The sequence below is a fragment of the Thiomonas intermedia genome (assembly GCF_002028405.1).
Classification (GTDB): Bacteria; Pseudomonadota; Gammaproteobacteria; order Burkholderiales; family Burkholderiaceae_C; genus Thiomonas; species Thiomonas intermedia.
Window position 1 is genome coordinate 376,520 of sequence record NZ_CP020046.1, and the last position, 24,373, is coordinate 400,892.

The window sequence follows — 24,373 nt, forward strand, 5'->3', positions numbered from 1 at the left end:
AGCTCAAATCGGCATCGGCGCCAACATCTAATAGGAGCGCATCGAGATAAATACGGCGGGGGGCAGAAGCAGCGCCCGCCAATCGGATACTCAATGCGACCGGCATCATTTCTACATGTGCACCCAGCAAGCAAAAATCGGATGCCCATCAATAATCATGGGAGGCCCCGCACGGGGCGAATGGAAGCCAGCCCTCCGCAGCAACCTCTCCACGCCGATATTCGTCACCATAATCAGCCGCTTGGCCCCATGCTCGGCCGCACAGGCAATGGATGCGTGCATCAATGCAATCGCCGCTTCTGAGGACATCTTCCCCATCGCGGAGGTGGCTTGGCTGTTGAAATCGGTGGCTGCAAAGCGAGACAACTCCCAGACATCGGGGGATGCGGGTGGCGCCAGGCCATTGAGCAGTTGCGGGAACACCTCGCCCAGGAGGTAGGGTCGGGTGGTGGGCAGTAGCCGTGCACAGCCGCAGACCTGCCCTTGATCATCCCGGCCGACAACATAGACGGTATCCGGGCGATCGAACTGGTCGGCTTCAATGCCATCCCGGGAGGGCACGTCCCAGCCGAGCTTCTCCACAAAAACCCGATGACGATAGCGCCCGACGCTGGCGTGCAAGCCCTGCTGAAGCTGCGCCGAGGATCCTGACACGATCTGCATACCACCTCCCATTGGCATCCATCCTTGGGGGTGTATTCCACCTGCGCCAACTCGGGCACGTAACTGTCAGATCTGACAGGCCATCAGGCGTAACGTGAACGAATATGCTGTTCAACCGCCGCTTGCCAAGACCAGGTTGAAATCAGCATGCCCAGCGCGGCATCGGTCCTGCGTCGGCCCAGATCGCGGTGCTGAGCATCTACGATCATCACATTGCTTCGGGGTTCGCCGATAGGGGTGTAGACGGGCGGCACCGCAGAGGGATCCAGCCACCAGTCCCAACCCAGGGTGATGGCCGGGGACGTCGTACTCACCCATTCGGTGTAGCCGGAGATCGGGTCCAGACTGGCGCCTTCGAAGGTGGGAAGATATCCGCCATGTTCATCCAAGCCAGACAGCAGATGGGTGAAGGGGATCGCCCTGAGGGTTTCAACGGTGAGGCGGATCAGGCCGTCATCTGACAGGGTCATCATTGACGCTTGGAAAAATGCAAGGCCGTCATTCGTGGTCGGGTACATCATGTTTGTCGTCCTCCATGAATTGCAGAGGACACGTTACATGAAGACACAATGCAGGAATAGTGTCAAATATGACAGTCCGCCACAAGCACTGTCCGCAGGAGAAGGCCGTGAAGGGATGGCAAGAACACCAACTCCATGCGCTGCAGACGACCACGTGTGACGCGCAGTTGTTCGAACTCGTCGTCTCGATCGTCCATGACCTCGGATTCGACCATTGCTCCTATGGGCTACGCATGCCGCTGCCGGTCTCCCAGCCCAAGGTGGTGTTGCTGACCAATTATCCGCGTGCCTGGGAGGAACGGTACAAGGAGAGGGGATACATTGCGGTTGACCCCACGGTCCGCCATGGTACGCATTCCCTGCAGCCCGTCATCTGGTCAGACGCGTTCTTCGCCTCGAGTCGCGATCTCTGGGAAGAAGCCCGTTCGTTCGGTTTGTGTGTCGGCTGGGCGCAATCCGGCCGGGATGTGAACAGCACCATGGGCCTGTTGTCGGTGTCACGTTCGGGGGAGCCGATTTCTGAGATCGAATTGCGCGACAAGGAGATCAAGCTAGCTTGGCTGACGCAGATGGTGCATCTTGGGATGTCGCGCATTCTCTCGGCTGTCACTTTTCGGCATAAAGGAGCCAGCCATTTTCGGCACATAGAGACCAGCCGGAGGGTCTCAAACGGGCATCATTCGGTTGTGGATTTTGCCTTTATTTGATGTCTTTTGGTTGATTGGATCTCTGGGTTTTGGTTGGCATTGCGTTGGGCATCTGGCGTGGCGTGCGGTAAGACTGGCCATCGAGCACGAGGCAATAGGCGTTGTGGCGCAGGCGGTCGAGCGTGGCGGAGGCCAACAAGGGGTTGCCTGGGAAGGCCTGATCCCACTCGGTGAAGTCCAAATTGCTGGTGACGATGGTGGTCGTTCGTTCGTAGCGCTCGGCGATGAGTTCATGCAGATCCTCGTCGGCCGGTGCGCGCAGGGGCTTGAGTCCGAAGTCATCGATGATGAGCAGGGGAATACGGCTGAGCGCCTGCAGTTTGCGTTCGTAGGCATTGGTCGCACGCGCGGCGTGCAGGGACTGCGTGAGGGCCGAGCAACTGGTGAAGAGCACATCAACGCCTTGGCGGATGGCGCAGTGGCCCAAGGCCTGTGCCAGGTGGCTTTTGCCAGTTCCACTGGGTCCGACGATCAACACAGGTGAGCATTCCCGCAAATAGCGTCCGGTGGCCAGGTCGTGCACCAGTGCGCGGTTGAGTTGGGGGAGCCGCTCGAAATCAAACTGCTCCAGGGTCTTGCTCGACCGAAACTGAGCCCGGCGGATGCGGGTGCTGAAGCGGTTCTGGTCGCGGCGGGCCACTTCATCGCCCATCAGCAGGGCCAGGAATTCCGTATAGGCGAGTTTGGATTCAATGGCTTGGCGGTTCCTGGCCTCCAGAGAATCCAGGATGCCGGACAAGCGCAATTGCTTGAGGTGTGGAACCAGTTCGGGAATGGGGATCATGGGTGAGTTGCTCCTTGGGGGGTTAATGCAGGAGGTCCTGCTGCGGGTTGTGGGCATTGGGGGTGAATAGGCTGGCGGCATCGCGTACGAACCGGGCCTTGGCATAGGCGGGCGCGACACTGATCTCGGGCATCGGCAGACGGTCGGCATTGCTGCTCAGGATGGTCTTGACGGTGCGGTAATACGGGCTGTTGTGGGCCATGGCACGCTGGCAGGCAAGCTCCAGACGTTGGGCGCCGTAGGTCCTGGCCAGGCCAACAACGCCCTGTGCTGCACGCAGCCGCTCCACAATCCGGTCGCCCAGCAGGCAGTCAATGATCTGCTGGCAGTACGGCCCGATTTGCAGCGCTTGCTCATGGAGCCATTGGCGGTCGCGCGCGAAGAACAGTTGCGCCTTGGGTGGCAAGTGGTCTGGCGTCGTGACGCGTTGGCCAGGACGCGTCCCGCGCGGGTGGGTGGCCACCAATCGGTAGTCTTCATAGAGGGCAACACAACCATCGTTGGCACGCAGCCACAACTGCTTGCCCACCAGCCCAAAGGGCGCGGAATACAGGGCGTTGTCAAACTTGACGTGGCAATCGCGGTGCAGCGTCACCCGCTGCCACACGCCCAAGTCCGGGGCCTGGGCGGGCAATGGCTTGAGCAGGGCTCGCTCCAGCGCAAACAAATCCAGGGGTTGTTGGCGGGTGGTGCCGTGAATGCGCTGCCCGGCTTCCTGTAATACCCAGGCCCGTACTTGGGCATTGAGGTCGGCCAGATCACGGAATTCGCGGGTGGGCAGGAAGTTGCGTTTGACGTATTTGACGCCTGACTCCACGATCCCTTTCTTCTGCGGGTCGTGTGGCGGACAGGGGTCAATCTTGAAGTCATACCCTTCAGCGCACTCTGCATAGGAGCGTTGCACGTGGGGATCAAACCGACAGGCCTTGATGATGGCGCACTTGGCGTTGTCGATGATGACGCGCTCGGGCACGCCGGCAAACCACTCAAAGGCGCGGCGGTGGCAGCCCAGCCACGTCGCCACTGTCTGGTCCCAGACGAATTCCACATACTGGTGGCGGCTGTGGCACAGGGTCATGACAAAGGCCCATGTGCGCCGGCGAAGGCCATCCGGGTGCAGCAGAAACGGGCCAGCACCGAAGTCGACCTGAGCAGCCTCGCCGGGTTTGAAGTTCAGCCGCACGGTGACATCCGTGCGCGGCTGCGCCCGGCTGATGTCGCGCATGAGGCGGTAGACGGAGGAGTAGCTGCCCTTGAATTGGTGATCGCGTACCAGCGCGGCATGGATGGCCACGCCCTCAACGCCCGCGTCCATCCAGCGCGCAATGAGCTCACGCCAGGGCTGGGCTTTGGAGATCGTGCTGACGGGGCGCCTGGCCACCGCGCTCAGACTCTGCGCAATCGTTTGGGCGTCAGGCGGCGGCCGATCCGGATCCAGCCAGCCCAGGCTCTGAGCGTGCTGGCGAAAGTTGGCCACCTTGACGCGGCCCATGAGCCCCAGGCGCGCTATCTCGCGGTCGCCATCACCCGCACGCAGTCGAATTAAAACGTTTCGGTATTCATGCATCTCGATCTTTCTGCGCCCCATCCGTTGCCCCTGAGCAAAAAGCTCAGAAGGTAACGGCGCTTGTGACGCGTTCGAGATGCCCGTCAAACCCCTTGGCTGGCTCCTATAGGCCGAAAATCAACTGGCCTGTATGTGCCGAAAACGCACTGGCTCGTATACGCCGAAAACGCGGTGGCTCCTATGTGCCGAAAACCGATTGGCCTATATGTGGTGAAAAGTGACACTCGGCCAAGTTGATGCCCGAAGCGGAAGTCCAACTCACCGATCGGGAGATCGAGGTGCTGCGCTGGACGGCGGATGGCAAGACGGCATCGGAGATCGCCGACATCCTCAACATCTCCGAGCGCACGGCGAATTTTCACATTGCCAACGTGATCACCAAGCTGAATGCACCGAACAAGACCGCTGCGGTCATTCGGGCGGGAATGCTGGGGATGCTGGGTTGACCTACCACACCAACGCCGGGTAGGTTGGTTCAGCGCCGTGCCCTCATGTGTCTGCAGGCGGCGGTTACTTCGAGATGCATTGGTTCCGCAGATTGTCCTGCCAACTGCCCGTGCCAATTCAAACGGCAGATTTGGTCGTTCAGCATCCGTTGGCTGTCCGGCGGGTTTCAGAGGCCAACGGCCGTCCACGCGACTGCATCACCACGCGGGCTTACGGCTGCCTGTGGCCGGCACCGGGCACACAAGTTGACCATGTGAAAGGCGGCAAAGGCCGAGGACCGGTCGCGGGACGCCGACTGCGCCACATCCGGGTGAGTCGCATAGGGCCGCCGACACGTTGGCGCCAGCGGCGCCTTTGGAGCGGAACGACTGGTGAGTTTGCGCCGGAATGCCCTGCGCGGCATCTCAGCGTCGTCGTTCGATCGCAATCGCGCCCGCAGCAGAGAGTACGAAGACTGCACCCCAACACGCCGTTTCCGCCGACGGGAAATCGTGCATCCACAAAGCGGCGAACCACACCGCGTACACGACCTGCAGGGCCAGGATCACCAGGCCCTTGCGATCGTGGCGCGCGGCCCAGCCCAGTCGCTCACCGACGGCGTTCGCGACCTCCTGCCGCAGCCGGTTGCGCGGCCCCATCTCAGTGGCCCTCGTGGTGGCTCAAGCGGATCTGGATGGCACCGCCTCCGCCCTCATGGCGCGCGATGTCGTCCTTCTTGTCGATCAGGTTCATGGTCTGAACCTTCAGAACATCGAGCGGATCGCGCCGTTTGTCGCGCTCGGCCGCCGCTTCAGATGCCCATGGCACCCCACGCGCCTGCGCGGCCGGATCTCCCAGTGCATCGACCGTCCCCTTGGGCGCAACGGATGGCGCCGTTGCCGGGGCGGGCGCTGACGAGTGCGAAGCCTCACCGCCCGCGCCCAGAGGTGTTCCGGACGCTTCGGCCCTGCCCTTGCCTTGCGTCAGTGCCTGAGCAGCCTGCCCCTCCCGAGCGACGGCGGGCGATGGCGCCGCCCCCGCGGCCGGTCCCGTCCCAGGTCCCGCTGCGCTGGGCGTCGCGCCGCTGATACCCCCCGCGGCGCTGGGGCGAGGTCCAGCTCCACTGGCGCTGCTCAACGCAGCGAGCCGGTCCACGCCGGCGACCGCGCCAGCAGCAGAGCCTCCCTCAGTGGCGCCGCCACCCATGCCAACGCGATCCGCGAGTTTCTGCAGGCCGCCAACGCCGGCTGCATAGCCGGCCAGGCCAGCCGCCCCGGCCGCGGCAGCTCCGCCGACGATGGCAGCAGCTCCGCCGGCGACGTTGCCCAGGCTCATGTTCGGGGAACCATTCATCAGGCTTGCTGCCAACCCCGGCGCCTGCACCCCGATCACGCCGTAAATCAACATGCTGACACCGACCGTGAGCAGATCGGTCGGCGGGATTCCGCTGCCCGACGCAATGTAGTTGTTGATGTAGGCCAGCTCATTGTTGATCAGACCCTGCCCGAGTCCGATGATGGCGTAGATCATCAGCAGCTTGATCCCGACACTCACCAGATAGCCGATGTACTTCTCCCCGAAGCTGCTGGTGAGGCCGGACCCTGTGAAACCGAGCATCACCAGCCCCGCTCCACCCACGAGATAGGTCTCGACCAGGGTCATCAGCAGTTGCAGGGCGACCAGACCGAAGCCGATCAGGGCCAGCAGCGACGTCACGGCGATGATGATGGCAAGGAAGAAGTTCGTGCCGATGTGCAGCATTCCACCCGGCGCCTTGTCGTAGACCTGATAGAGCTGCTGCACCACCGAGAACGCCATCGCCATCACCCCGGACGGGGTCGATGATGCTGCCGCGGAGCCGCCGATTGCCTGCCCCATGTCCATGAAGCTTGAGGTAATCATCGGCATCCAGGTCGGCGCGTACTTCACGATGGTGTAGAAGAACGCGATCGATGCGATCTTCAGGGTCGCGCCCGCGGTGAAGTCGGCAAGATCGTTCTTCTTGAGAACCTGCTTGATGCCCCACCAGGACAGATCCATGGCAGCGAGCGCGGTGAAGATCTTGAATGCATACGCCTGCGCCGTCGTCATCCACCCCGAGGTCGCTGCCTGAAAGTTGGAACTGATCAGATCGAGGTAGCCTTTTCCACCCGGGCCACCCGTGGGAGCAGGAGACCCCGCATGGGCCACGGCGATCAGGCCCAGCAGCATCGCAACCGCCAGGCCGCCCAACTTCATCGCGTTGCGCATGGCATCCCCTTCAGAACGCGCCGGGATCGGTCGGCGCGGCAAGGATCGGGGTCACGCTGTTCGACTGATCGACCCGCGTGTGCGCCTGCATGGCCACGTAGTTCAGCATGGCCTGGTTGCCGGCCTGGATGTCCGACTGCAGATCCTGCAGCTGGTTGACCATCAGGCCTGCGATCTGGTTGCCGGCCTGCAGGACCGCCTTGCGCCCGCCCGCGGCCTGGCTCTGGGCCTGGATCGCGGCAAGCGCCGACTGCGTGCCCTGGAAATTGCTGGCGTTGAGCCCGAATTGCTGGAGCACCCCCGCAATCTGTCCATCCAGGTTCGAGGTCCAGGTCTGTAGGCTCGCGTTGTAGTTGCCGAGCACGCTGCTAGGCTGACCGAACTGGGCCTGCACCTCCGAGACGGTGTTTGCCGAGGCGTAGGCCAGTCCCTTGGCGTTGCCGACCAGGGCGACCAGGTTTTGCAGCTCGCCGCTGATGTTCGGCCAGAGCTGGACCGGGATGGTCTGCATGTTGACCACCTGGTTGTAGACCTGCTGGATCTGCTCCTGCAGTTGCTGGGCCTGGGTCGCGTACTGCTCGACCAGGGTCACCTCCTGCACGATCTGCTCCGGGAATGTCGCCCCGGCGATCACCCCGGTGGCATCGGCCGGGGCGGCGGCGACCAGGGCGCAAGCGGCGGAGATCGCCGCCAATTTATGGATGCGCATCGTGTTCTTCTCCCGATGGGTTGCTGGTTCTGGGCACTCTGCAGACTGGCCATCACGCTCGGGGCGAGTCAGGTCGGAGGGGCGTTCATCGATAGCTCTCCCACATTGCCGCAGCCTCGTGCTGTCCCCGCTCGCGCAGCCACTGGGCGGGCCACGCGGCGCCGAGGGTCGCGCGCAAGCTTCGGATACGCGCGATGTCGTCCTTGCCGCTGACGCCGACGAAGGCGAGCTCCGCCTCCGACAGGCCGAGTTCAAACAGCCGGCGACCTTCCGGGTGCATGACGTAGTACTGCCGCTTGGGGGTGGCCAGGGCCAGGATCTCGATCTGCCGGGCATTGAGCCCGACCGCCTCGTACAGCGGCCGGATGTTCTCGGTCTGCGCCTCGGGGTTCGGCAGGAAGATCTTGGTCGGACAGGACTCGAAGATCACATCAGCGATGCCCGAGCGGGTGAGATCGGTGAGCGACTGTGTCGCAAACACCACCGCGACGTTAGCCTTGCGCAGCACCTTGAGCCACTCACGAATCTTGGCCTTGAACGCCGGGTGACCGAGCATGATCCATGCTTCGTCCAGGATCAGCAGCGTCGGTTCCCCACGGAAGCGCTGCTCGATGCGATGGAACAAGTAGGAGAGCACCGGCAGTACCAGTTTGTCGCCCTTTTTCATCAGGTGCTCCATCTCGAACACCTGGAAGCGGTCTTCCCCCAGACTGTCGGTTTCGGCGTCGAGCAGGTGCCCCGCCATGCCGCGCAGGGTGTACGCCTGCAGCGCCTCGCGCAGGGTCTGATCCTGCAGCAGCACGAGAAAGTTGGTCATCGTGCGCTGCGCCATGCGATCGGTCGACGCGCCAAGCTGCGTCGCCGCGCGGAAGATCTCCTGCCGGTGCCGCGGCAGGATCGTCACGCCCTGCAGCTCGCAGAGCTGCTCCAGCCATTCGGCCGCCCAGATGCGCTCGGCCGGCTCGTTCACGCGCCCCAGGGGGCAGAACGCCAGCTCGCCGGAATCCCCCGCGATGTCATAGTGCTCGCCGCCCGCGGCCCATACCAGGGGCATCATCGAGTAGCCCTTGTCGAAGGCGAAGACCTGGGCGCCGGGATAGCGGAACTGTTGCGCCGCCACGATGGCCAGCAAGGTCGACTTGCCGGCCCCCGTCGGCCCGAGAATCGCAGCATGCCCCACGTCGCCCGCGTGCAGCGACAGCTTGAACGGCGTCGCACCATCGGTCTTGGCGTACAGCAGCGGCGAACTGTCGGGCGGGTAGAACGGACAAGGGTTGCGCTCCTCCCCGCCCCACACGGCAGTGAACGGCAGTAGGTGCGCCAGATTCAAGGTATGGAGCAAGGGGCGGCGGACGTTCGCGGACGTGTTGCCTGGCAGCGAGCCCAGATAGGCCTCGACGGCGTTCACATCCTCCACGCGAGCACCGAATCCGCGGCTCTCGATGAGCTTGACCATCTCCCGCGTGGTCTCGTCGAGGATTTCCCGATCCTCGTGCGACAGCAGCAGCACACTGGTGTAGTAGCCGTACAGCACCATGCCGCTGGAGGCCTCGGCCAGCGCCTGGACGGCGTCCTGCGCCATGCGATCGGCGTCGGCATTGATGTGCGTGGCCTGGCCGCCGGCATTCTCGCGCAGCAAATTCATCATGCTCTTGCGCTTTTGCGCCCACTTGCTGCGGTACTTGTTCAGCGTCTTCTCGGCCTGCCCTGGATCCAGGTAGATGAAGCGCGTACTCCACCGGTACGACACCGGCAGGCGCGAGAGCACGTCGAGGATTCCGGGAAAGCTGTCCGGGGGCAGTCCCGTCAGACCGATGCAGGCCACGTTGCGCCGGCCAACGCGCGGCTCGAAGCCGGTGGAGAACTCATGCTGACCGAGCACGGCGTCCAGGTACATTGGAACTTCGGCCATCCTGACGGCGCGGCGCTGGGGCGCCACGCTCACGCATTGCTCCAGGTGTGCCAGCAGCGGGCTGTCCATGGCGCCGCTGCGCGCGTCGCCCCCATCGACCAGACGCCGGATCTGCAGCAGGGACGACAGACGCCCCTCCAGCGCGCGAATCTGCTCCCGGAAACGCTCCAGATTGCGACTGGCAGTGGCCTTGACTCGACCCTCGACAAACAAGTCGGCCGTCTTGCTGGCGACATCGGGCATGGGAAACCAGGTCGCGACCAGCACGAACCGGCTGCCGAACCCCGGGCTGCGCGATTCGTGCGCATGGCGCCTGGCGTCATCGATCAGCCGGGTCGTGCGGTCGGGGAAGGCTCCAGCCGGCGCGTAGCCGGGGGCCGGCGAGCGCACGGCGTCCACGTGCAGCGCCCAGCCATCACCGAGCTTGAGCGCTGCGTTGAGCCTCGCCGCCATCGCGCCGAGTTCCCCGGGCGTCGACGAATCGAGGTCAGGGCCACGGTACTCCCAGCCGGCCATCAGCCCGCCAGCCTTGGTCAGCACGATGCCGTTGTCCACCAACGCTGCCCACGGCAGCAGATCGGGCAGCCCGTAGGCGGCAGCGCGGAATTCCCTGAGTGCCATCATGACCGCACCTCCCGCGACGGGGCAAAGGGTGTGGCCTGTGCCGGGTAATGGCGCCGGTACTTGAGCAGGCGCGTGCCGGTCTTGCTCAGCATGGGGTCGAAGCTTGCCGCGCGCGTCAGCGCCCAGTGCCCGAGCAGCCAGAGCGCAATGCCGATCGCCGCCGCCCAGACCTTGGCCAGCGAAAAAATGAAAATCCCGGCGACGATGATCAGCATCAGCACAAGCGGGCGCTCGCCCCCCATCGTCAGGATGGGCCGATTCAATGCATCGTGGATCGGGGTTTTGTTGTCGTTCACTGCGGTACTCCGTTGGCCCGTCGGGATCTCTGGCAACGCAGGACGCGCGGCATGTCCACCGCCCGTCCGCCGCGCGCCGCATTGCAGACTCATGCTTCAGAACACCATCGCGCCGGTCAGACCGAGCGCCGAGAGAAACTTGTTCCCCAGCACGATGAAGGCCACGCCCAGCACGACGTACAGCGCCTTCTTCGCGATCCCGCCGAGCTCCTCGCCAAACACCAGCGCGGCACCGGCAGCCAGAAAGGCGATCACGCTGATGCCGGTGGCCACCGGGCCGGTCAGATCGTTCTGCAGGGTGCTGATGGCGCTGTCCCAGGGCAGCCCGCCAGCGCCGGTGGCGAAGGCTTCCGCCGTGGTGGCGGCAAACACGGCCGCAGCCAGCGACATGCGGCGCACGGCCACGGTGCGCAGCCAAGGACGGATGGACTGCTGTTGGAGATGCTTCATTTCTGGCCTTTCGATGGGATGGTTCCGAGCCCTGACATCGGCGCCCTACCCCGACTCTGCGGCGTGGACCCGGGTCTGCATGCGGCGCAAAGGGTAAAATCCAAACCAGCAAGGCGATTTCCCGGCCATGTGGAACGCGCTGATCTCGCATGTGGCGGCGACGCGGCTGAAGGCACCATCCTGCGAACCGGCGCAATCCCGGTCGGAGCAACGACCAGGCACCGGCCCGAGCAGCATTGCGGCAGCAATGCTCCTGAAGCGATCGAGAGACAAGGCAGGGGTCGAGCGCGCCGCGGATGCGGGCTGGTGTTCACTTCAAGTTCAGGGAGCGACGAGCGCCGACAACCAAGCTGCGATCGCACAGATGGCGAAACCTTCCAGCGCCTCGCGCGTACCGAATGCAGCGCTGGCCAGCGGCCCCAGGAAACTGGCCAATGCGAAGGCGCCGAACAGCAAGCCGAACGCCGTCTCGGCATGGCCATCCTTGACGACATGTGCGGCCAACGCAGGCAACTTGCCTGCCATGCCGCCGAAGGCCAGGCCCATGAGCAAGGGATACAGGACGAACGCCCTCGCGTCCAAGCCATGCAGCACAGCCAGCAGAATCGCCGCAGCCAGCGCGTTGGCAGCCAGCACCACCTTGCGGCTGAAGCGTCCGCCCCGGACGTCGGCCAAGGCGCCGAAGCCCAGGCGCCCCAGGCCGTTGCCGATCGCCATGGCAGCGACCGCAACGAGAGCGAAGCTCGAGCCGAAGCCGAGTTGGCGGGTGAGATGCCCAACCGTCGCGAACGACGCCGACCCCAGAGGGGCGGCGATCAACACCAGGCCCAGCGCCCAGCGCATCGAACGATGGCCCAGCATGGTCCGCAATCCGATACGCGGGGCCATGTGCACGTCCTGTGCCGGAAGGTCCGGCAGGCCGGCCCACGCTAGCCAGCCCAGCGCGGCATACAGGCCGAGCACCAAAGCCAGCGCCGCGCGCCAGCCAAAGTGACCATCGAGCGACTCGAACAAGGGCGCGCTCACCACCGACGACATGCCGTACAACGCCAGCAGTGCGCCGCCCAGCACACCCCGGCGCTGCGGGTACAGGCGCGCGACGATGGCGATGCAGGCCGCCGTGGACAAACCGGCGCCAATCCCCAGAGCCACGATGCTGTAGCCCAGCATGAACGGCAGCGAATGCCCGAACGCCAGGCCGACCGCGCCTCCGATCGTGAAGCAGCCCAGCGCCACCGCCAGCATCGCCCGGGGCGACATCCGCCGCAGCCCATGGCCGGCCAGGACAACAGCCGGAAGCAACGCGAGAGGCGTCAGCGAGAACGCCAGGTCGAGAGTCGCCCGAGGCCAGCCGCTTTGGGCATGGATGGCGGGCGCGATGGCGCCCCAGGAATAGATCAGCCCGAAGATGAACTGGAACGGCGCCAGCAGCAGCATGGGTGGCCATCGCCACCCGGTGCTCTCGCAACGGGCCGACACCATCATGCCAGTTCCCGGTGGATATCCGAGAACAGCCGCTCGGAAGCCGCCATGCCGCGCACGACCCCCTTCCTCATCCGGTGCAGCGCGTCAGCGCCCTGCGACAGCTTTCTCCGCAGAAGGCCATCCATCGCAGCGCTGTGTTCGACGTCACAGATGCAATGCAGATCGATGGTCCGCATGTCCAGGCTCTCGTCGCTGCAGCCCATACCCATGAGGGATCGCTTCCAGAAGGCATACAAGTCGCAGACCCAGCACTCGATGGTTGAGAATGCGGCAAAGCTTTGCAGGTCATCGCCGTCGGCGATGATCGCCGCGTGTGCGTCGTAAAAGCGTCTGGAGATGGCTTTCGACGCGCTCTCGATCGTGACAATGCGCTGTCCGATGCCCGTCGCCCGGTAGGGTTCGATCAGGCGCAGGCTGTGGATGAACTGGCGGTACAGTTCCCCATGCTGCGCCTTCCAGGCGCTCGCCGTCGTCGAACCGAGCCCAATCTCATCGACCAGGTTCTCATAGATCACGGACTTCATATCCTCGTCCCGCAACGCCATGAACAAGCGGCAGACGTACTCGGTAAAGTCGTACACGAAGTCGGCGTACAGCTCGAACATCAGGAAAAGCCTTCCGGGATCGCGCCCGACCGCCTGATTGAGGGGATGCTCCAGGACCAGCGCGGTGCGCAGTTTCAGCAAATCATCCAGCCCGGCATCAGGCTGAACGGGAGGCGCAGAAAACACGGAAGCATGGGAATCGGTGAAGATGGCGGACATGGTTTCCCTCTCGTTTCTTGATGAAAATTCGACCAATTGGCCCGCAGGCGGGTTACAAGCAGTCTAGGAAGCAGCGGCCGGCGAGCTTGCCGCCACATGAACCGACTCCTTGGAAGGAGGTGAACACGTGGAAAACCAGACGCATGGGACGTCGGCACACGCTTGGGAGCGGCTGCTGGCAGATCGCTTCGTGCCAGGCCAGGTCGTCCTCGATGACGCCGGTCCCGGCGGCCGCCTGGAGCAGCATGCGAAGTTCAACAGGATGTGGTTGGCACAGCTATCGGTTCGCCCGCAGTCGATCACCCACGCGGTCCCCGATCTCGGCACCCTATCGGCCGAGGTACGCGCATCGCTCGTCGCTCACGTCGTCGTCGAAGGCGACGGCTTCATCGAGCAGAACGGCACGCGCCTGCCCTTCGGCGCCGGGGACATCTCGTTCCGCAACCTCGCCGAACCGTCACGCGTCGTGTTCAAGACGCCCGGCCGTTTCTACGCCATACGGCTGCCGGCAGCGGCCATGCGCCTCCATCGTGCAGACCACGCGAGGTACCGCCCCCTTGCGCCGCGGATCGCGCGCGGCGCCGATCTGCCAGCTGAGACCGTCCGCCGGGTCCTCTCCGGCATGGCCATGGATGGCTCCTGCGGTGCCGCCGATTTCTACTTATCCTTTGCCCTTCCGTGGTTGTTCGCAGCCGCCTATCACGGTGATTCAGCGCCAGCGCCCGCCATCCGAGCCGGAAATGAACTGCGCTGGCAACAGGCGCTCGACTACGTGGAACAGCATTTGTACGACGCGGACGATCTGTCCGCAGTGGCCTGCGCGCAAGCGATCGGCGTGTCAGAACGCTACCTGCACCGACTGTTTGCCCAACGAGGTCTGCGCTTCTCCCGGATCGTCCTGGCCAAGCGCCTCGAGGCCGCGCAAGCGATGCTGCACTGCGAGGCCTACCGTGAGCAGGCCATCGCCTCCATCGCCTATCAATGCGGCTTCAAGGATCCAGCACATTTCAGCAGGCTATACAAGGAGCGCTACGGCGTCTCGCCGCGGAACTGCCGAACGAGAAGTCAGGATCCTCGGCCGCGTCTTGGGGGTAAATGAGACCGGATCCTTCAGGCTGAAGTGGTCGCGTAGCAGAGCGCAGTCGGCGCGCTGTGGACACACTACACCGACGGTGGACATCAGACAGCAATCGGCCAGGAGCCGTCATCCGGCGCATTTGCACAAGAGAGCGCTTTAGGCTGGGAGCCGACGGTCATACATCACCCGATGAATGACTGCTGCTAGGCAGAGCAGCCAGCAGAGACTTTCGGCTTGCGCCTCTTCACGTCACGTCATTCGCATGACGTGTCATATAGGTATCACCTTAGTCTTCAAATTTCTTCCCAAGATCGCTGAACACCAGAGCCAAATCGTCTCGGTCCAGAGGCCAGATGTCTTTGACCTGAGCGGGTTTGGCTTGTGCCAGGTAGTAGGCCAATAGCACGACAGGCTGAGTGAAAAAGTGCCTCGTGGTCAATCGCTCTTTGATCTTGTCAAAGATGAAGCCCTTGGCCTGCAAGAAGTCGCCAATTTCCTTGTACGGGGCTTGGGGTGCCAAGTTAAAGCAGGTGTCGATGACGATCTGATTGGATAGCTCTTGGCCAGGGGCAACTTTGGTACCGTTCTCATACAGCTTCGCCAGAAACGCCAAGAGCTCGCGGCCGGGTCGAGCGGCCTCATCAAGGTCCTTGATGGCCTTCTCGAAAAATTCGTCCGTGGCCTCGATGAGGGCCATGCTCTTTGCGACCGTGCGCTTGACCTCGGGCTGTGCAGTCGTCTTGGGCTTATAGAGCGTGTCGTGCGTCAGCTCGCTGTGTGCGTGTTGCAGCAGGGTGCGAATCTGAACCTCACAAGCGGCTCCCTCGGGGATTTGTGCTCCTTGGTGGATGAGCCCCGCCTTGGCCCGCAGAACGTAATGCACCGACTGATAGGAGAACTCCAAGGGCTTGTCGAGACGCTCCTTCTCGTAGTCCCGATCCTTGGAGGCTTCCCAAAAGCCTTGCCCGGCACCCGCTTCAATGACCTCGCACACCTTCTTGATGTCGGTGGTCAGTAGGACGACGAACCGCATGCCTACCTTGTCCGTGAGGTCTTCATATGGGTTCGCGTACTTCTTGCGATGCAAGGCCTTATCCACCAGGGTGCTATCGGCTTTGAGCCTGGGCTTCACTGGAACCTTGATGAAATAGTCGAGCGACACCGGAGCGATGCAGGCATGCAGGCCTTCGTGTACTTTCTGACTGATGAAGTCGGACCAAGCCTCATACAGAGGCTTCTCCGCTCTCCATCTAGCAAGAAGCTCGGCTTCTTTCATTCCTGTTCCCGAATGCGGTCCCTGATGGTGATTTGAGTCCACTTGGGCACCTGCCCATGTTCATCGGCATCGCCGTCGATGGCTTGGATGCGAACAAGCCCCTCAAATTCCTCAGGAGGGGCCGTCAGGCTGATGTTGTGTCCAAACGTGATCTTGCGCTTTTTGAGGGCCGGAGCAACCTCGCTCAGATCCTTGTGAATGGCCTGCACAGGGAACTCGTTTTGTTCCATGTAGTGGGTGTAGGCGTCTTTCAGCTCAGGCGTGCCAAGGTAGGTGTCCGAAAAGACGCCCACCTGAATGGTCGCAATCTGATCGGCTTTCAGGTACGCCGTCAAAGCGTTCAAAAGGTCGCTTCGACGCTCTTCATCAATGTTGGCCGACTTGATGAAGGTCTTGGTGAGCGTGTGAAATTCCTTAGTCTGAAATGCACTGTTGGAGGGGAAGACCAGACCCAAAAACGTCGAGTAAAAATAGTGAGCAGCCCCCAAGCGATTGCCTTTTGTGATCAGGTCATCAAAGAGAAATGCGCGCCAGCCAGCCGTGGGCTGCTGTGGGTCCACTTGCGCAGGGTCAGCGTGAATGAAGGCCCCGATTTTGTAGAGCTTGGCCTCGGGGGTGAGTATGAGCTCTTTGAGGTACTCCAAAAGAAGCTGACCGTTTTCTTCCTTCTTGATAAAGCCCGGGTGAGGCTCCGCCTTAATCGCGCACACAAAGGGCCGTGCTGGGTGGCCCGCAGTGCCATCAATCACCACCACGATGCCACCGGGCACAACTTTCGTGGTCTGCGAGGCAGCCAGCTTCGCAGTGATGGTTTGTGAGAGTGCAATGAACTGGGCGTTATTTCCCGCCGCGTCAATAATATTTTTGGCGGCCAGCCAAGCACTTTGAGCCCCCGAATCTTGGATGCTCATTTCCACGCCGTGCGAGGAGCTACCCAAAGCCTCGGTGATGCGCTTTTGCAGGGCATCTTTGGCCTCGGCATCAAGCTGAATCAGCCCATTCCCATAGTGAGGGTCCACCATGGTCCGATCTTCATTAAGACGGAAGATCTCGTGAATGATGATGCGGCCAATGGTGAGGTTCTCAAATGCCATAGCGCGATTGGTTTTTATGCTCCCTTGTGCAACCGAAATTGCACCGCCAAAGCACATCGTACAGGCAAAACTTACCTCTGAATCAGGGCGTCGGTTCAGCATGAACGCAGACGCTCGACTGACTGCTATTGGCCGGTGATCGTCACGTCAACCTTGAACTGCGAGCGACGGCAACCGCTGCAAAGCGGTAGTTGGTTGGCCAACGCTGGATGACGGCATCGGATCAGGCCCTGCCGCACTCGACCCGCCGAATTTCCGCCCGTGTGACGGCCCCCCAATACCTGCTGTCGAAGCTCTCTGCGGCCAGCGCCGACTTCGCCCCGCTACCGTACACCCAGTACTGGCCTGCCCCGAGTACGAACACGCGCGCCTGATGCGGCAACTGTAGCCTGGGCCAAGTTGCCGACCGGGCAAGTTGGGCACTGTAGGGCAGCGGTCGTCCATTCACCGACTCCCCATTCAGTGAGACGTCGATCCGATCGCCAGGCACGCCGACCACCTGCTTGAACATCGGCATGCCGCCTCCCGGGCAGTTTCCCTTCATGTAGAAGGGAAAGCGCGCCGGCGTGACGCCGGCCGGGGGGCAGAACTCGATAAGCGCGCCGCGCCGGATCACGGTCGATGGGTCTATCGCTGCGAGCCGATAGAACCCGAGGGGTTCGCTTTCCGTCAAGTTCACGCGCCAGCCGGACCACCAGAGGCCATCGGCTGCGGCCAGTAGGCCGGCAAGGGTGCCGATCGCCAGCAACATCCGTCGGCCCCAGCGCCGGCCCCCTGGTCGCGGCAGCGTGCGGTTGGCGGCGTGGTCGACGTTCATGTCAAGCCCCGCGCCCGTTCGATGAGGAGCAACCAAGCTTGATGCGCTCGGCCAGCGCCGCATCGGTGTAGTACTTGATCTTCTGGCAGTAAACCGGGGCGTGCCCGGCCACGAATACCAATTCGTCATCCGGCGGCAGCCGCATGCACTCGTCGGCGGTGAGCAGCGAGCGTTGCACGATCTGCTCGTTGGTGTTGACGTGCTGCAGCACCACCGCCAGCCGGTTGCCGCTGTACTGGCGCTGCGTATGGGTCACGGTGGCGTGCCCGGCCATCTTCGAGAGCAACTCGGCAGTCTCGACCTTGTTGGGCGCATAGGCCACGCGGATGTGGCAGTTGCTGATGATCGATTCATCCTTGCCATAGGCCGCATATAGCTGGCTCAGGTCCTGCACGATGAGCAAGGCCTTGAGGCCGTAACCTGCGATGAAGGCCAGCGCTTCCTGGAAGATGTCGAGTTTTCCCAAGGAGGGAAACTCGTCGAGCAATAGCAACAGGCGATGCGGATAGCGGCTCTTGCCGGCACCACCGGCATCGAAGTCCATGCCTTCGGTGAGGCGCCGTACCACCTGGTTGATCACCAGGCGCAACAGCGGCTTGAGGCGATCCTTGTCGCTGGGCGGCACCACAAGGTAGAACGCCGTCTTCTCCTTCGCCGGCTTGCCGTCGACGTCGACGCCGCCCATGAGGCTCTCCAGGGTGAAGTCCGATACGCGGGTGTTGTCGGCGACGATGGGGTCCCGATAGAGTGACAGGAAGGACAGCGCGGTGGAGAGCACCCCCGAGGCCTCGTTGGGTGCCTTGTTGAGGAAGGACTGACTGGCCTGGGCAACCGCCGCCCATCCGGTGCGTGCGTGCGCGTCCTGCGTCGCGTCCACGCGCTCGAGAGCCACGTCGCGGATGTAGGTCATCACCGCCTGCGAGCCTTCCGGTGGGTCGGCATCCTCGGCCTGGTTGCGCGCTGCGTTCTCCTGCGCGATATCGCGGATCGGTCCTCCATCGGAAAGGATGGCCTGCACGGTGTGCAGGCAGCGCAACCGGGCATCCGGCCCGCGGTGGTCCCAGTACAGCAGCGCGAACAGCACCACGCCGGTCATCAGGTCGAAGCCCGTCTTCGCCCAGTGGTCGTTCAAGCCCTTGCCATCGGGGTCGACGATCATGGTGGCGATGTTCTGCACGTCCTTGACCAGATTGCCGTCCATGCGAATCTCCTGCAAGGGGTTGAAGCGCGCGGAGTCCGGCGAGCTCGGGTCGAACTTGATGGTGCGTTGTCCGAGCACCTTCTGCCGGAACCCACTGGTCAGTGCCCAGTTCTCGCCCTTGATGTCGTGCACCAGAACCGACTGATCCCAGTTCAGCAGTGTCGGAATGACGATGCCCACGCCCTTTCCCGATCGGGTGGGAGCGAACACCATCATGTGCTCAGGCCCCTTGTGGCGCAGATAGCGCACGACGCCCCTGTCTTCCCAGGCGCCGAACAGAACGCCGCCCTTGTTCTCGTCGTCGGGCAGGATGCCCGAGGCCTCGACCTCTTGCGCGTCGGCCCAATGCGCCGAGCCGTGGAGGTCATTGCGCTCGGCGTCGGCCTTGCGTGTGCGTCGGTAGGCGATGGCGACGGGCAAGACCAGGGAAAAAAATCCGCCGACACCCATGATCAGATGCGCGCGCTCGAAAACACCCATCACCGCCGTACCGAATTCGATCCGGTTGAACTTCCAAGTCCATACAAGGATGTCGGTCGGGCTGTAGAGCAGCGGCCTGATCATGGGCCTTCCCAACGCCGGACTGAAGCCCAGCCCCCATGCCGCGTATTCGGTCGCCGCCCAGGTCGACAGCAGCACGATCAGAACAAACAGACCCAGACCGGTCCAGACGAAGCGAGTGATGTCCTTCTGCGCCTTGGGGATGTGATAGAGGGCGTCGGATGGAGTGCTCATGGTCTGCCGCAGGGCTTGTTGGGCGGCCCCGACGTCACGCGGGCCGAAGGGTCGGCGTCAAAAGGCGTCAGCGCTCCATGGCGGCCCTGCGCCCTGTCTGGCGAGCGCGCGACCTGGCCGGCGGCTTGGTGCCCTCTTTGCCTGCAGGCGCCTTGTCCTGCCCGGAATCCGCACTGTCGCGCTGTGCCAGCTCGCGAGGTTGCTGCGCCCCGCGCTCAGGCGGCGCCTGAAGCACGTCCTGGACAGCGGACACGCCCAGATGCTCGAAGGCCACGCCGAGCTTTTGCCTGACCGAATCCTCGAGACTGGACACGATCGCCTCGGGTTTCGTGAAGGTGATTGGCTCGACGTGGAAGTGGCTTTGAGTGCCGTGCTCCAGACGAATGGCGCCAGGACGATCCAGATGGGCAAAAACGGGCGTTTCGAAGTGGTTCTTGCCCTGCATCACGACACCGCCGCGAGCCGGATCCTTCTCGACGCGATAGACCTTCTCCAGCAGGCCGCTCCTCTTCTCCGCCCAGCCATGCTGGTCCTTCATGAGGTCGACCACGGCCTGACGCATGGCGTCTCGCTGCTCTCGCACGTTGGCCACTTCCGCGCGGTCATCGAGAGCGGGAACAACGAGGTTTCCACGAGCTGCCACGCCAGCGGCATCCGCCTCGGGTATGCCGACGATACGGGCATAGCCATGCCCGGATGGGTCGACCAGCAGGGTCTGCCGCTGCGCTGCATTGACCTCGACCACGTGACGACAGCGCGATCCGTCGGGCAGGGTCTCGATGCCCCCCTTGCCCTGGAGCCAGGCATGATCGGCGTACATGTCTTCAGCAAAGGCGTCGTACTCGGTGGTGGAGATCTCGCGCGACTCCATGACCTTTGCCTGCTGTGGCTTCTCCTCCGAGAGTCGCTCGGCCAGCTGCTGGCCGTCGCCGGGCTGGCGCACGAAGATGGCGGATACCAGGCGAACCTCGGCTCCGGACGGCGCGCTGTCCGACCGGTCGGCCTCTTCGGCGAGCACCTTGTCGGCTTGCGTGCGTTCCTGGCTCAACTGCAGGGCCTGCTCTTTTCCGAGAACAAAGTCCACCGCCTTGCTGGCCTCGGACGCAGCGCGGAAGATCTCGTTCTTGTCCTTCTTCAGCGCCTCGGCCCAGGACTGGATGTAGGCGGTGTGCCGCTGCGAGTCATGCGGAATTCCGGTTTCCGCGGCCATGAACATGCTGAACATCTCGGCGCGCAGTTCCTCGCGTGCGTAGCCCTCCGAGCCGAAGCGGTGAGCCCCGGTGATGCCCTCGCGGTTCAGCCGTTTCTCGGCGCCGGTGGCATGGCCGATTTCGTGCAGCAGCGTGCCGTAGTAGCCGCGTTCATCGCCGAATTGCCCACGCGGCGGCAAGCACACTTCGTCGTTCTTGTGCGAGTAGAAAGCGAACTTGGGATGCTCGGCGAACCGAAGGCCGTCGCGCTCCATGGCGGCCTTGATCTTCTCCCCCCGCTGCACGACGTCGAAACGTGGCTCGTGCCTGGGCAGCGGCTCAACCTCCAGACCTGTGCACTGCTCGACATTGAATACCGTGAAGGTGCGCCCGACCACGGAATCGAGTCTGTGCGCCTGCTTCCAGTCCAGGGCCTGGTTCTGGCCGTTCTTGTACTGCCCGACCTGCAGATCCGTGGTCTTGACGCTGCGGGTGGACACCTTGTCGGTCATCAGGCCGATCTGCACGACGCCATCGCGCTCGCCGAACACCTTCACCCGCATGCCGTTGAGCTTGACGCTGACATCGCGGCGCTCCCAGAATGGCTGCTCCTTCCAGAGTTCCGCGGGGATGCCGCGCTCACCCTTCTTGACGCGGCCGCCAAGCGCATTGATCTGCTGCATGGTGCCGAAGCGCGGGTCAGCGAAGCCTCGGTCGAGTTGTTCCAGCATGAGCATCAGGCGATTGCCGCCGCGGTATTCGCGACCCGTGGCCATGTTGCGGGGAAGCCCGTGATCGAGCGACTGCCAGGGCTGGTCCCAGGGGATTTTCCCCGCGTCCAGGGACTGAATCAGGTGATCGGTGATTTCCTGGCGCAGGTCGCGCTGCGCCTTGGATTCCGGCGCTGCGGCGGGTTGCGCCGTGGTGCGCTCGTCAGCCATGGTTGGCCTCCGTCGCGCCTTCGTCGAAATCTGCACCGAACTGGCTCTCGGCGATCTGCCGGTCGGCGGCATCGACCTCGGCGAACTGCTCGTTCGGCTCGCTTTCGGGGCGTTGTAGAACGTCGGGATGGAATTGCATGGTGCGCTCCAGGTTGAGGCCCGCCGCGGGGGGCCGATGCCTGGACTCCGCAAGGCGGGCCCGCGGGTCGGGCCGCTCAACTCACCCCAACCCCACGCCCTGCTCGCGCCCCCTGGAGCGCGGCCGTGCCGGAGCTTGCCGCGGCGGCTCGACCGGACGATCCTCGAGCGGAACCTGCACGCGCTCGATCGTCTTCTCGCGAGCAATCTCCACGGCGTCCTCCTGAGCGACATCTTGCTGCTGCCGTCCTTCCATCTCCTCGTCGATGTTGCGGGTGCGCAGTTGCTGCTGCAGTTGCTCGCGCTCGCCCTCGATCTTTTCCCGCATGTGCTGACGCACCTGCACGCCCAGTGGCGTCAGCCGGTCGCTTTCGTCGATCAGCGACTTCTCACCGAACATGAGTGCCGTGCGTTCGCCCGGCGTCAGAATGCCGAGACCATCGGCACGGTCCAATGCGCTCTGCGCCTGGAGGTCCATCCTGGCCAGGATGGCCTCGCTGGCCATGCGCTTCTGGTCCACGGGGTAGTGCCGGCCTTCGCCGCCCGGCGACTGCGCATCCCTGGAGGGTTCGATACCGCCCACAAGATGCGCTGAAGCCGCGAGACGCGCATCCTCGCCGAACTCGACGCTTTGCAGTGCCTGCAGTCGACCGAGTTGCCAAGTCTGCAGAACATCGGTGTTTTGCACCTTCAGCCCGAGTCGCCCGGCGAATTCGGCCGCGCGCTCTTGGAACTCGCGGCTGCCGGTGAGCTGCAGGCCCTTCTCCATGTCGTACTTCTGCTCGGCCAGGCGCAGCGCCGCCTCGATCTCGCGGTCCTCCATTGTGCAGACATCGACCCGTCCCCCGCGATCGGTCATCACGCGCTCGCCGTCACGGGCGTAGTGAATGGCCTTCTCGGGTTCATCCACGAGCTCGTGGGTCAGTCCTTCGAAAATCGCCGGCTCCAGCCGGGCGACCCGGCGCCCTTGAATCACGTCTGGAACGCCGACGCGAAGTTTCTCATCCTCGAGCATGCGCGCAGCGACAACATCGGCCCCGGCCCGCTGCTCGAGAAAATTGCGCAACGTCGGCACGGGCGGCAATTCGCCTTGCAGCGCCTTGCGTTCGGCGTTCTGGCGCCGATGCAGTTGCTCGAGCTGCCTGGCGATCTCGAACGCGACGAGCTGCTCGCGGCGCTCGGGGTCGATCTCGCCCAGCTCTTTCGCCTTGTCTGCCCGCACCTGGTCGAATCCGCCGACGATCTTCTCGCGCTCGGCCTGCTGGGTGCGTGCCAGATCATGCAGCGCCTTGGCCCGCAGTTCTCGTGCCGGCGTTGCCGATTCGCGCCACGCGTTCAGCAGCCCGTCCTCGCTGGAGCGAGCCGCTTCCGGCTTCGACTCCCGCGTCACCCTCTGCGCTGATGCCTGCGCCAGGAGCGCGGGCGGGTGATCGCGCTCGGCAGCTTCGGCCGCCTGATTCAACTCGGCGAAGGAGTCGCCAGGCGCATTGGCATGCCCATTTGACTCGGCGGTACCTATTGACGCCAGCGCGACGGCATCCTGATACTTCTCGAGCAGATCTGGATAATCCACCAGCACCGCAGGCGGCGGCAGCGTGCTCTGGACGCCATCGATCCGATGTTCAGGCGAGTTCAGGAACAGGGCGTTGTTGACCGAGGCCCGGTGGACGTCGTCCACTGCGGCTTGAGGCTCCGCTGCGTCCGAGAACGCGTGTTCGGCACCGAGGCGGACCTCCCATCGGCGCCCGTGGTTCTGCAGGCCGATCACTTCCGCGCGCTCGCGGAATTCCCGCAGGGTCAGCTCGTGCACGCGGGCTTGCGCTTGCGCGCCTGCTGCGTGATCCGCTTCGGCATCACCGTGAGCCTGGGTTTGTTCCATGACTGCCTCCTGTTGAGATCTGGGCACGCCCCGGTGGAGCGCGGAATCGGCCGACTGTTCCTGCCCGAAGGACGTCTCTGTCCGCGGGCTGGCCCGGCTCGGCCGGTACTGCTCGGGAATGCGCTTCTCGAACTCGGGCGCGTGCATGGCGTGTTGCATGGCGTTGCGGACGGCTTGCGCGCCGCCATCGCGATACTGATCGCGCGCGTCGTAGCCTGGCGGGCTGATACCGCCAGGCTTTTCCGGCAGGACAATCAACGTGCGACCGGCGCCAAGAATGCGAGCGGCTCGCAGGGCGCAGCTTTGTCCCTTGTAGGCGGCGCGCTCGCCGTCGTTGTCGGCGCAGATCAAGACCTGGCCATTCAACTGCTCATGAACGCTGCGCGCGACGTCGGGCAGATTCTGCGCGGACAAGGCGGCCAGGACCGGAAGCCCTGTAGCCTGGTGGATCGCCAGGGCAGTGCCAATGCCTTCGCAGATCGCCACCTTTGATGCGATCCTTGCCGCCTCATAGGCCCGCAGGGGCGCCTCGACATCGGCGCCATTGATGGGGATGGCTGCGAACGCGCCACGGGTTGGCGTGCCGCTGACGAAGCGCTTGTCGGGCGAGGCTCCGGCCTCGGCCCAGGCAATGCGCTGCATGCCCACCCAGGATGGCTCACCGGATTCGTCGATGGCCAGCATGGGAACGAGCAGCTGCGCCCTGCCCTGTCGCAGTCCTGCGGCTTCAAGTACGGGTTGGCGCAAATAGGGGAAAGACTGCGGCTCGCGTGCCTGCTCCCAACGCGCCAACGAGTCCTGCACAGCCTCGCGCTGGCGCACCGCCTGCGCCGCACGCCAGGCCTGGCGATCAGCTTCGACCCTGG

The 24,373-nt window shown here is 63.7% G+C and carries 21 protein-coding genes and 1 pseudogene; 3 read left to right on the plus strand and 19 right to left on the minus strand.

All coding sequences use genetic code 11. From position 1 onward, the window contains the following. Positions 1–111 precede the first annotated feature (111 nt). Both BVH73_RS01725 and BVH73_RS01730 read right to left on the minus strand, forming a co-directional pair. On the minus strand, positions 112–663 hold the full coding sequence (locus BVH73_RS01725; protein ID WP_079415566.1) for an acyl-homoserine-lactone synthase: 552 nt from the start codon (positions 661–663) through the stop codon (positions 112–114). An 83-nt stretch (positions 664–746) separates the two neighbouring features. Beyond that, on the minus strand, positions 747–1,184 hold the full coding sequence (locus BVH73_RS01730) for a DUF4902 domain-containing protein (RefSeq protein ID WP_245800381.1): 438 nt from the start codon (positions 1,182–1,184) through the stop codon (positions 747–749). A 68-nt stretch (positions 1,185–1,252) separates the two neighbouring features. Between BVH73_RS01730 and BVH73_RS01735 the strand changes: the two genes are divergently transcribed. Continuing rightward, positions 1,253–1,891, plus strand: a complete 639-nt coding sequence (locus BVH73_RS01735; protein WP_245800382.1) for an autoinducer binding domain-containing protein — start codon at positions 1,253–1,255, stop codon at positions 1,889–1,891. On the opposite strand, the gene istB is transcribed toward BVH73_RS01735, so the two are convergent. Both istB and istA read right to left on the minus strand, forming a co-directional pair. After that, positions 1,884–2,675, minus strand: a complete 792-nt coding sequence (istB, locus tag BVH73_RS01740) for an IS21-like element helper ATPase IstB (RefSeq protein WP_079415568.1) — start codon at positions 2,673–2,675, stop codon at positions 1,884–1,886. The two genes, BVH73_RS01735 and istB, sit on opposite strands and share 8 nt — an antisense overlap. Before the next feature lie 22 nt (positions 2,676–2,697). Then, entirely contained in the window at positions 2,698–4,242 is a 1,545-nt protein-coding gene (gene istA, locus BVH73_RS01745; protein WP_079420231.1) for an IS21 family transposase, read from the minus strand. Positions 4,243–4,472: 230 nt separating this feature from the next. On the opposite strand from istA, the pseudogene BVH73_RS01750 reads away from it, so the two are divergent. After that, a pseudogene (locus tag BVH73_RS01750) lies at positions 4,473–4,688 on the plus strand (helix-turn-helix domain-containing protein); the annotation flags it as partial. Between the two features lie 405 nt (positions 4,689–5,093). On the opposite strand, the gene BVH73_RS01755 reads toward BVH73_RS01750, so the two are convergent. The 8 genes from BVH73_RS01755 to BVH73_RS01790 form a co-directional block, all read right to left on the minus strand. Beyond that, entirely contained in the window at positions 5,094–5,327 is a 234-nt protein-coding gene (locus BVH73_RS01755; RefSeq protein ID WP_079415572.1) for a hypothetical protein, read from the minus strand. A gap of 1 nt (position 5,328) precedes the next feature. After that, complete coding sequence (trbL, locus tag BVH73_RS01760; RefSeq protein WP_079415574.1) at positions 5,329–6,918, minus strand: P-type conjugative transfer protein TrbL; 1,590 nt, start codon at positions 6,916–6,918, stop codon at positions 5,329–5,331. Between the two features lie 10 nt (positions 6,919–6,928). Then, positions 6,929–7,627, minus strand: a complete 699-nt coding sequence (gene trbJ / locus BVH73_RS01765; RefSeq protein WP_079415576.1) for a P-type conjugative transfer protein TrbJ — start codon at positions 7,625–7,627, stop codon at positions 6,929–6,931. A gap of 85 nt (positions 7,628–7,712) precedes the next feature. Next, positions 7,713–10,163, minus strand: a complete 2,451-nt coding sequence (locus BVH73_RS01770; protein WP_079415578.1) for a VirB4 family type IV secretion/conjugal transfer ATPase — start codon at positions 10,161–10,163, stop codon at positions 7,713–7,715. After that, positions 10,160–10,552 carry a conjugal transfer protein TrbD gene (gene trbD, locus BVH73_RS01775; protein ID WP_245800383.1) on the minus strand — a complete coding sequence of 131 codons (393 nt, stop codon included), beginning with the start codon at positions 10,550–10,552 and terminating at the stop codon, positions 10,160–10,162. The genes BVH73_RS01770 and trbD overlap by 4 nt, the downstream gene beginning before the upstream one ends. 3 nt (positions 10,553–10,555) lie before the next feature. Beyond that, positions 10,556–10,909, minus strand: coding sequence for a TrbC/VirB2 family type IV secretion system protein (locus tag BVH73_RS01780; protein WP_079415582.1), 354 nt, complete (start codon positions 10,907–10,909; stop codon positions 10,556–10,558). 321 nt (positions 10,910–11,230) lie between these two features. Continuing rightward, positions 11,231–12,394, minus strand: coding sequence for an MFS transporter (locus tag BVH73_RS01785; protein ID WP_245800384.1), 1,164 nt, complete (start codon positions 12,392–12,394; stop codon positions 11,231–11,233). Beyond that, positions 12,391–13,158: an iron-containing redox enzyme family protein gene (locus BVH73_RS01790; RefSeq protein WP_079415586.1), complete on the minus strand. Its 768-nt coding sequence runs from the start codon at positions 13,156–13,158 to the stop codon at positions 12,391–12,393. The genes BVH73_RS01785 and BVH73_RS01790 overlap by 4 nt, the downstream gene beginning before the upstream one ends. 127 nt (positions 13,159–13,285) lie before the next feature. Between BVH73_RS01790 and BVH73_RS01800 the strand changes: the two genes are divergently transcribed. Then, complete coding sequence (locus tag BVH73_RS01800) at positions 13,286–14,257, plus strand: AraC family transcriptional regulator (protein ID WP_154048393.1); 972 nt, start codon at positions 13,286–13,288, stop codon at positions 14,255–14,257. A 265-nt stretch (positions 14,258–14,522) separates the two neighbouring features. On the opposite strand, the gene BVH73_RS01805 is transcribed toward BVH73_RS01800, so the two are convergent. The 7 genes from BVH73_RS01805 to BVH73_RS15905 form a co-directional block, all read right to left on the minus strand. After that, the gene (locus BVH73_RS01805) at positions 14,523–15,512 is read right to left on the minus strand and encodes a GTP pyrophosphokinase (RefSeq protein ID WP_079415592.1); all 990 of its coding nucleotides are present in this window, start codon (positions 15,510–15,512) and stop codon (positions 14,523–14,525) included. Further along, complete coding sequence (locus BVH73_RS01810; RefSeq protein ID WP_079415594.1) at positions 15,509–16,708, minus strand: nucleoid-associated protein; 1,200 nt, start codon at positions 16,706–16,708, stop codon at positions 15,509–15,511. Before BVH73_RS01810 ends, BVH73_RS01805 begins: the two co-directional genes overlap by 4 nt. A gap of 121 nt (positions 16,709–16,829) precedes the next feature. Continuing rightward, positions 16,830–17,423, minus strand: a complete 594-nt coding sequence (locus tag BVH73_RS01815) for a S26 family signal peptidase (RefSeq protein ID WP_079415596.1) — start codon at positions 17,421–17,423, stop codon at positions 16,830–16,832. 1 nt (position 17,424) lies between these two features. Next, positions 17,425–19,359, minus strand: coding sequence for a type IV secretory system conjugative DNA transfer family protein (locus BVH73_RS01820; RefSeq protein WP_079415598.1), 1,935 nt, complete (start codon positions 19,357–19,359; stop codon positions 17,425–17,427). 67 nt (positions 19,360–19,426) lie between these two features. After that, on the minus strand, positions 19,427–21,490 hold the full coding sequence (locus BVH73_RS01825) for an ArdC family protein (RefSeq protein WP_079415600.1): 2,064 nt from the start codon (positions 21,488–21,490) through the stop codon (positions 19,427–19,429). Beyond that, positions 21,483–21,629 carry a hypothetical protein gene (locus BVH73_RS15660; RefSeq protein WP_154048394.1) on the minus strand — a complete coding sequence of 49 codons (147 nt, stop codon included), beginning with the start codon at positions 21,627–21,629 and terminating at the stop codon, positions 21,483–21,485. The genes BVH73_RS01825 and BVH73_RS15660 overlap by 8 nt, the downstream gene beginning before the upstream one ends. Positions 21,630–21,710: 81 nt before the next feature. Continuing rightward, positions 21,711–24,191, minus strand: coding sequence for an LPD7 domain-containing protein (locus tag BVH73_RS15905; protein WP_245800385.1), 2,481 nt, complete (start codon positions 24,189–24,191; stop codon positions 21,711–21,713). Positions 24,192–24,373 lie beyond the last annotated feature (182 nt).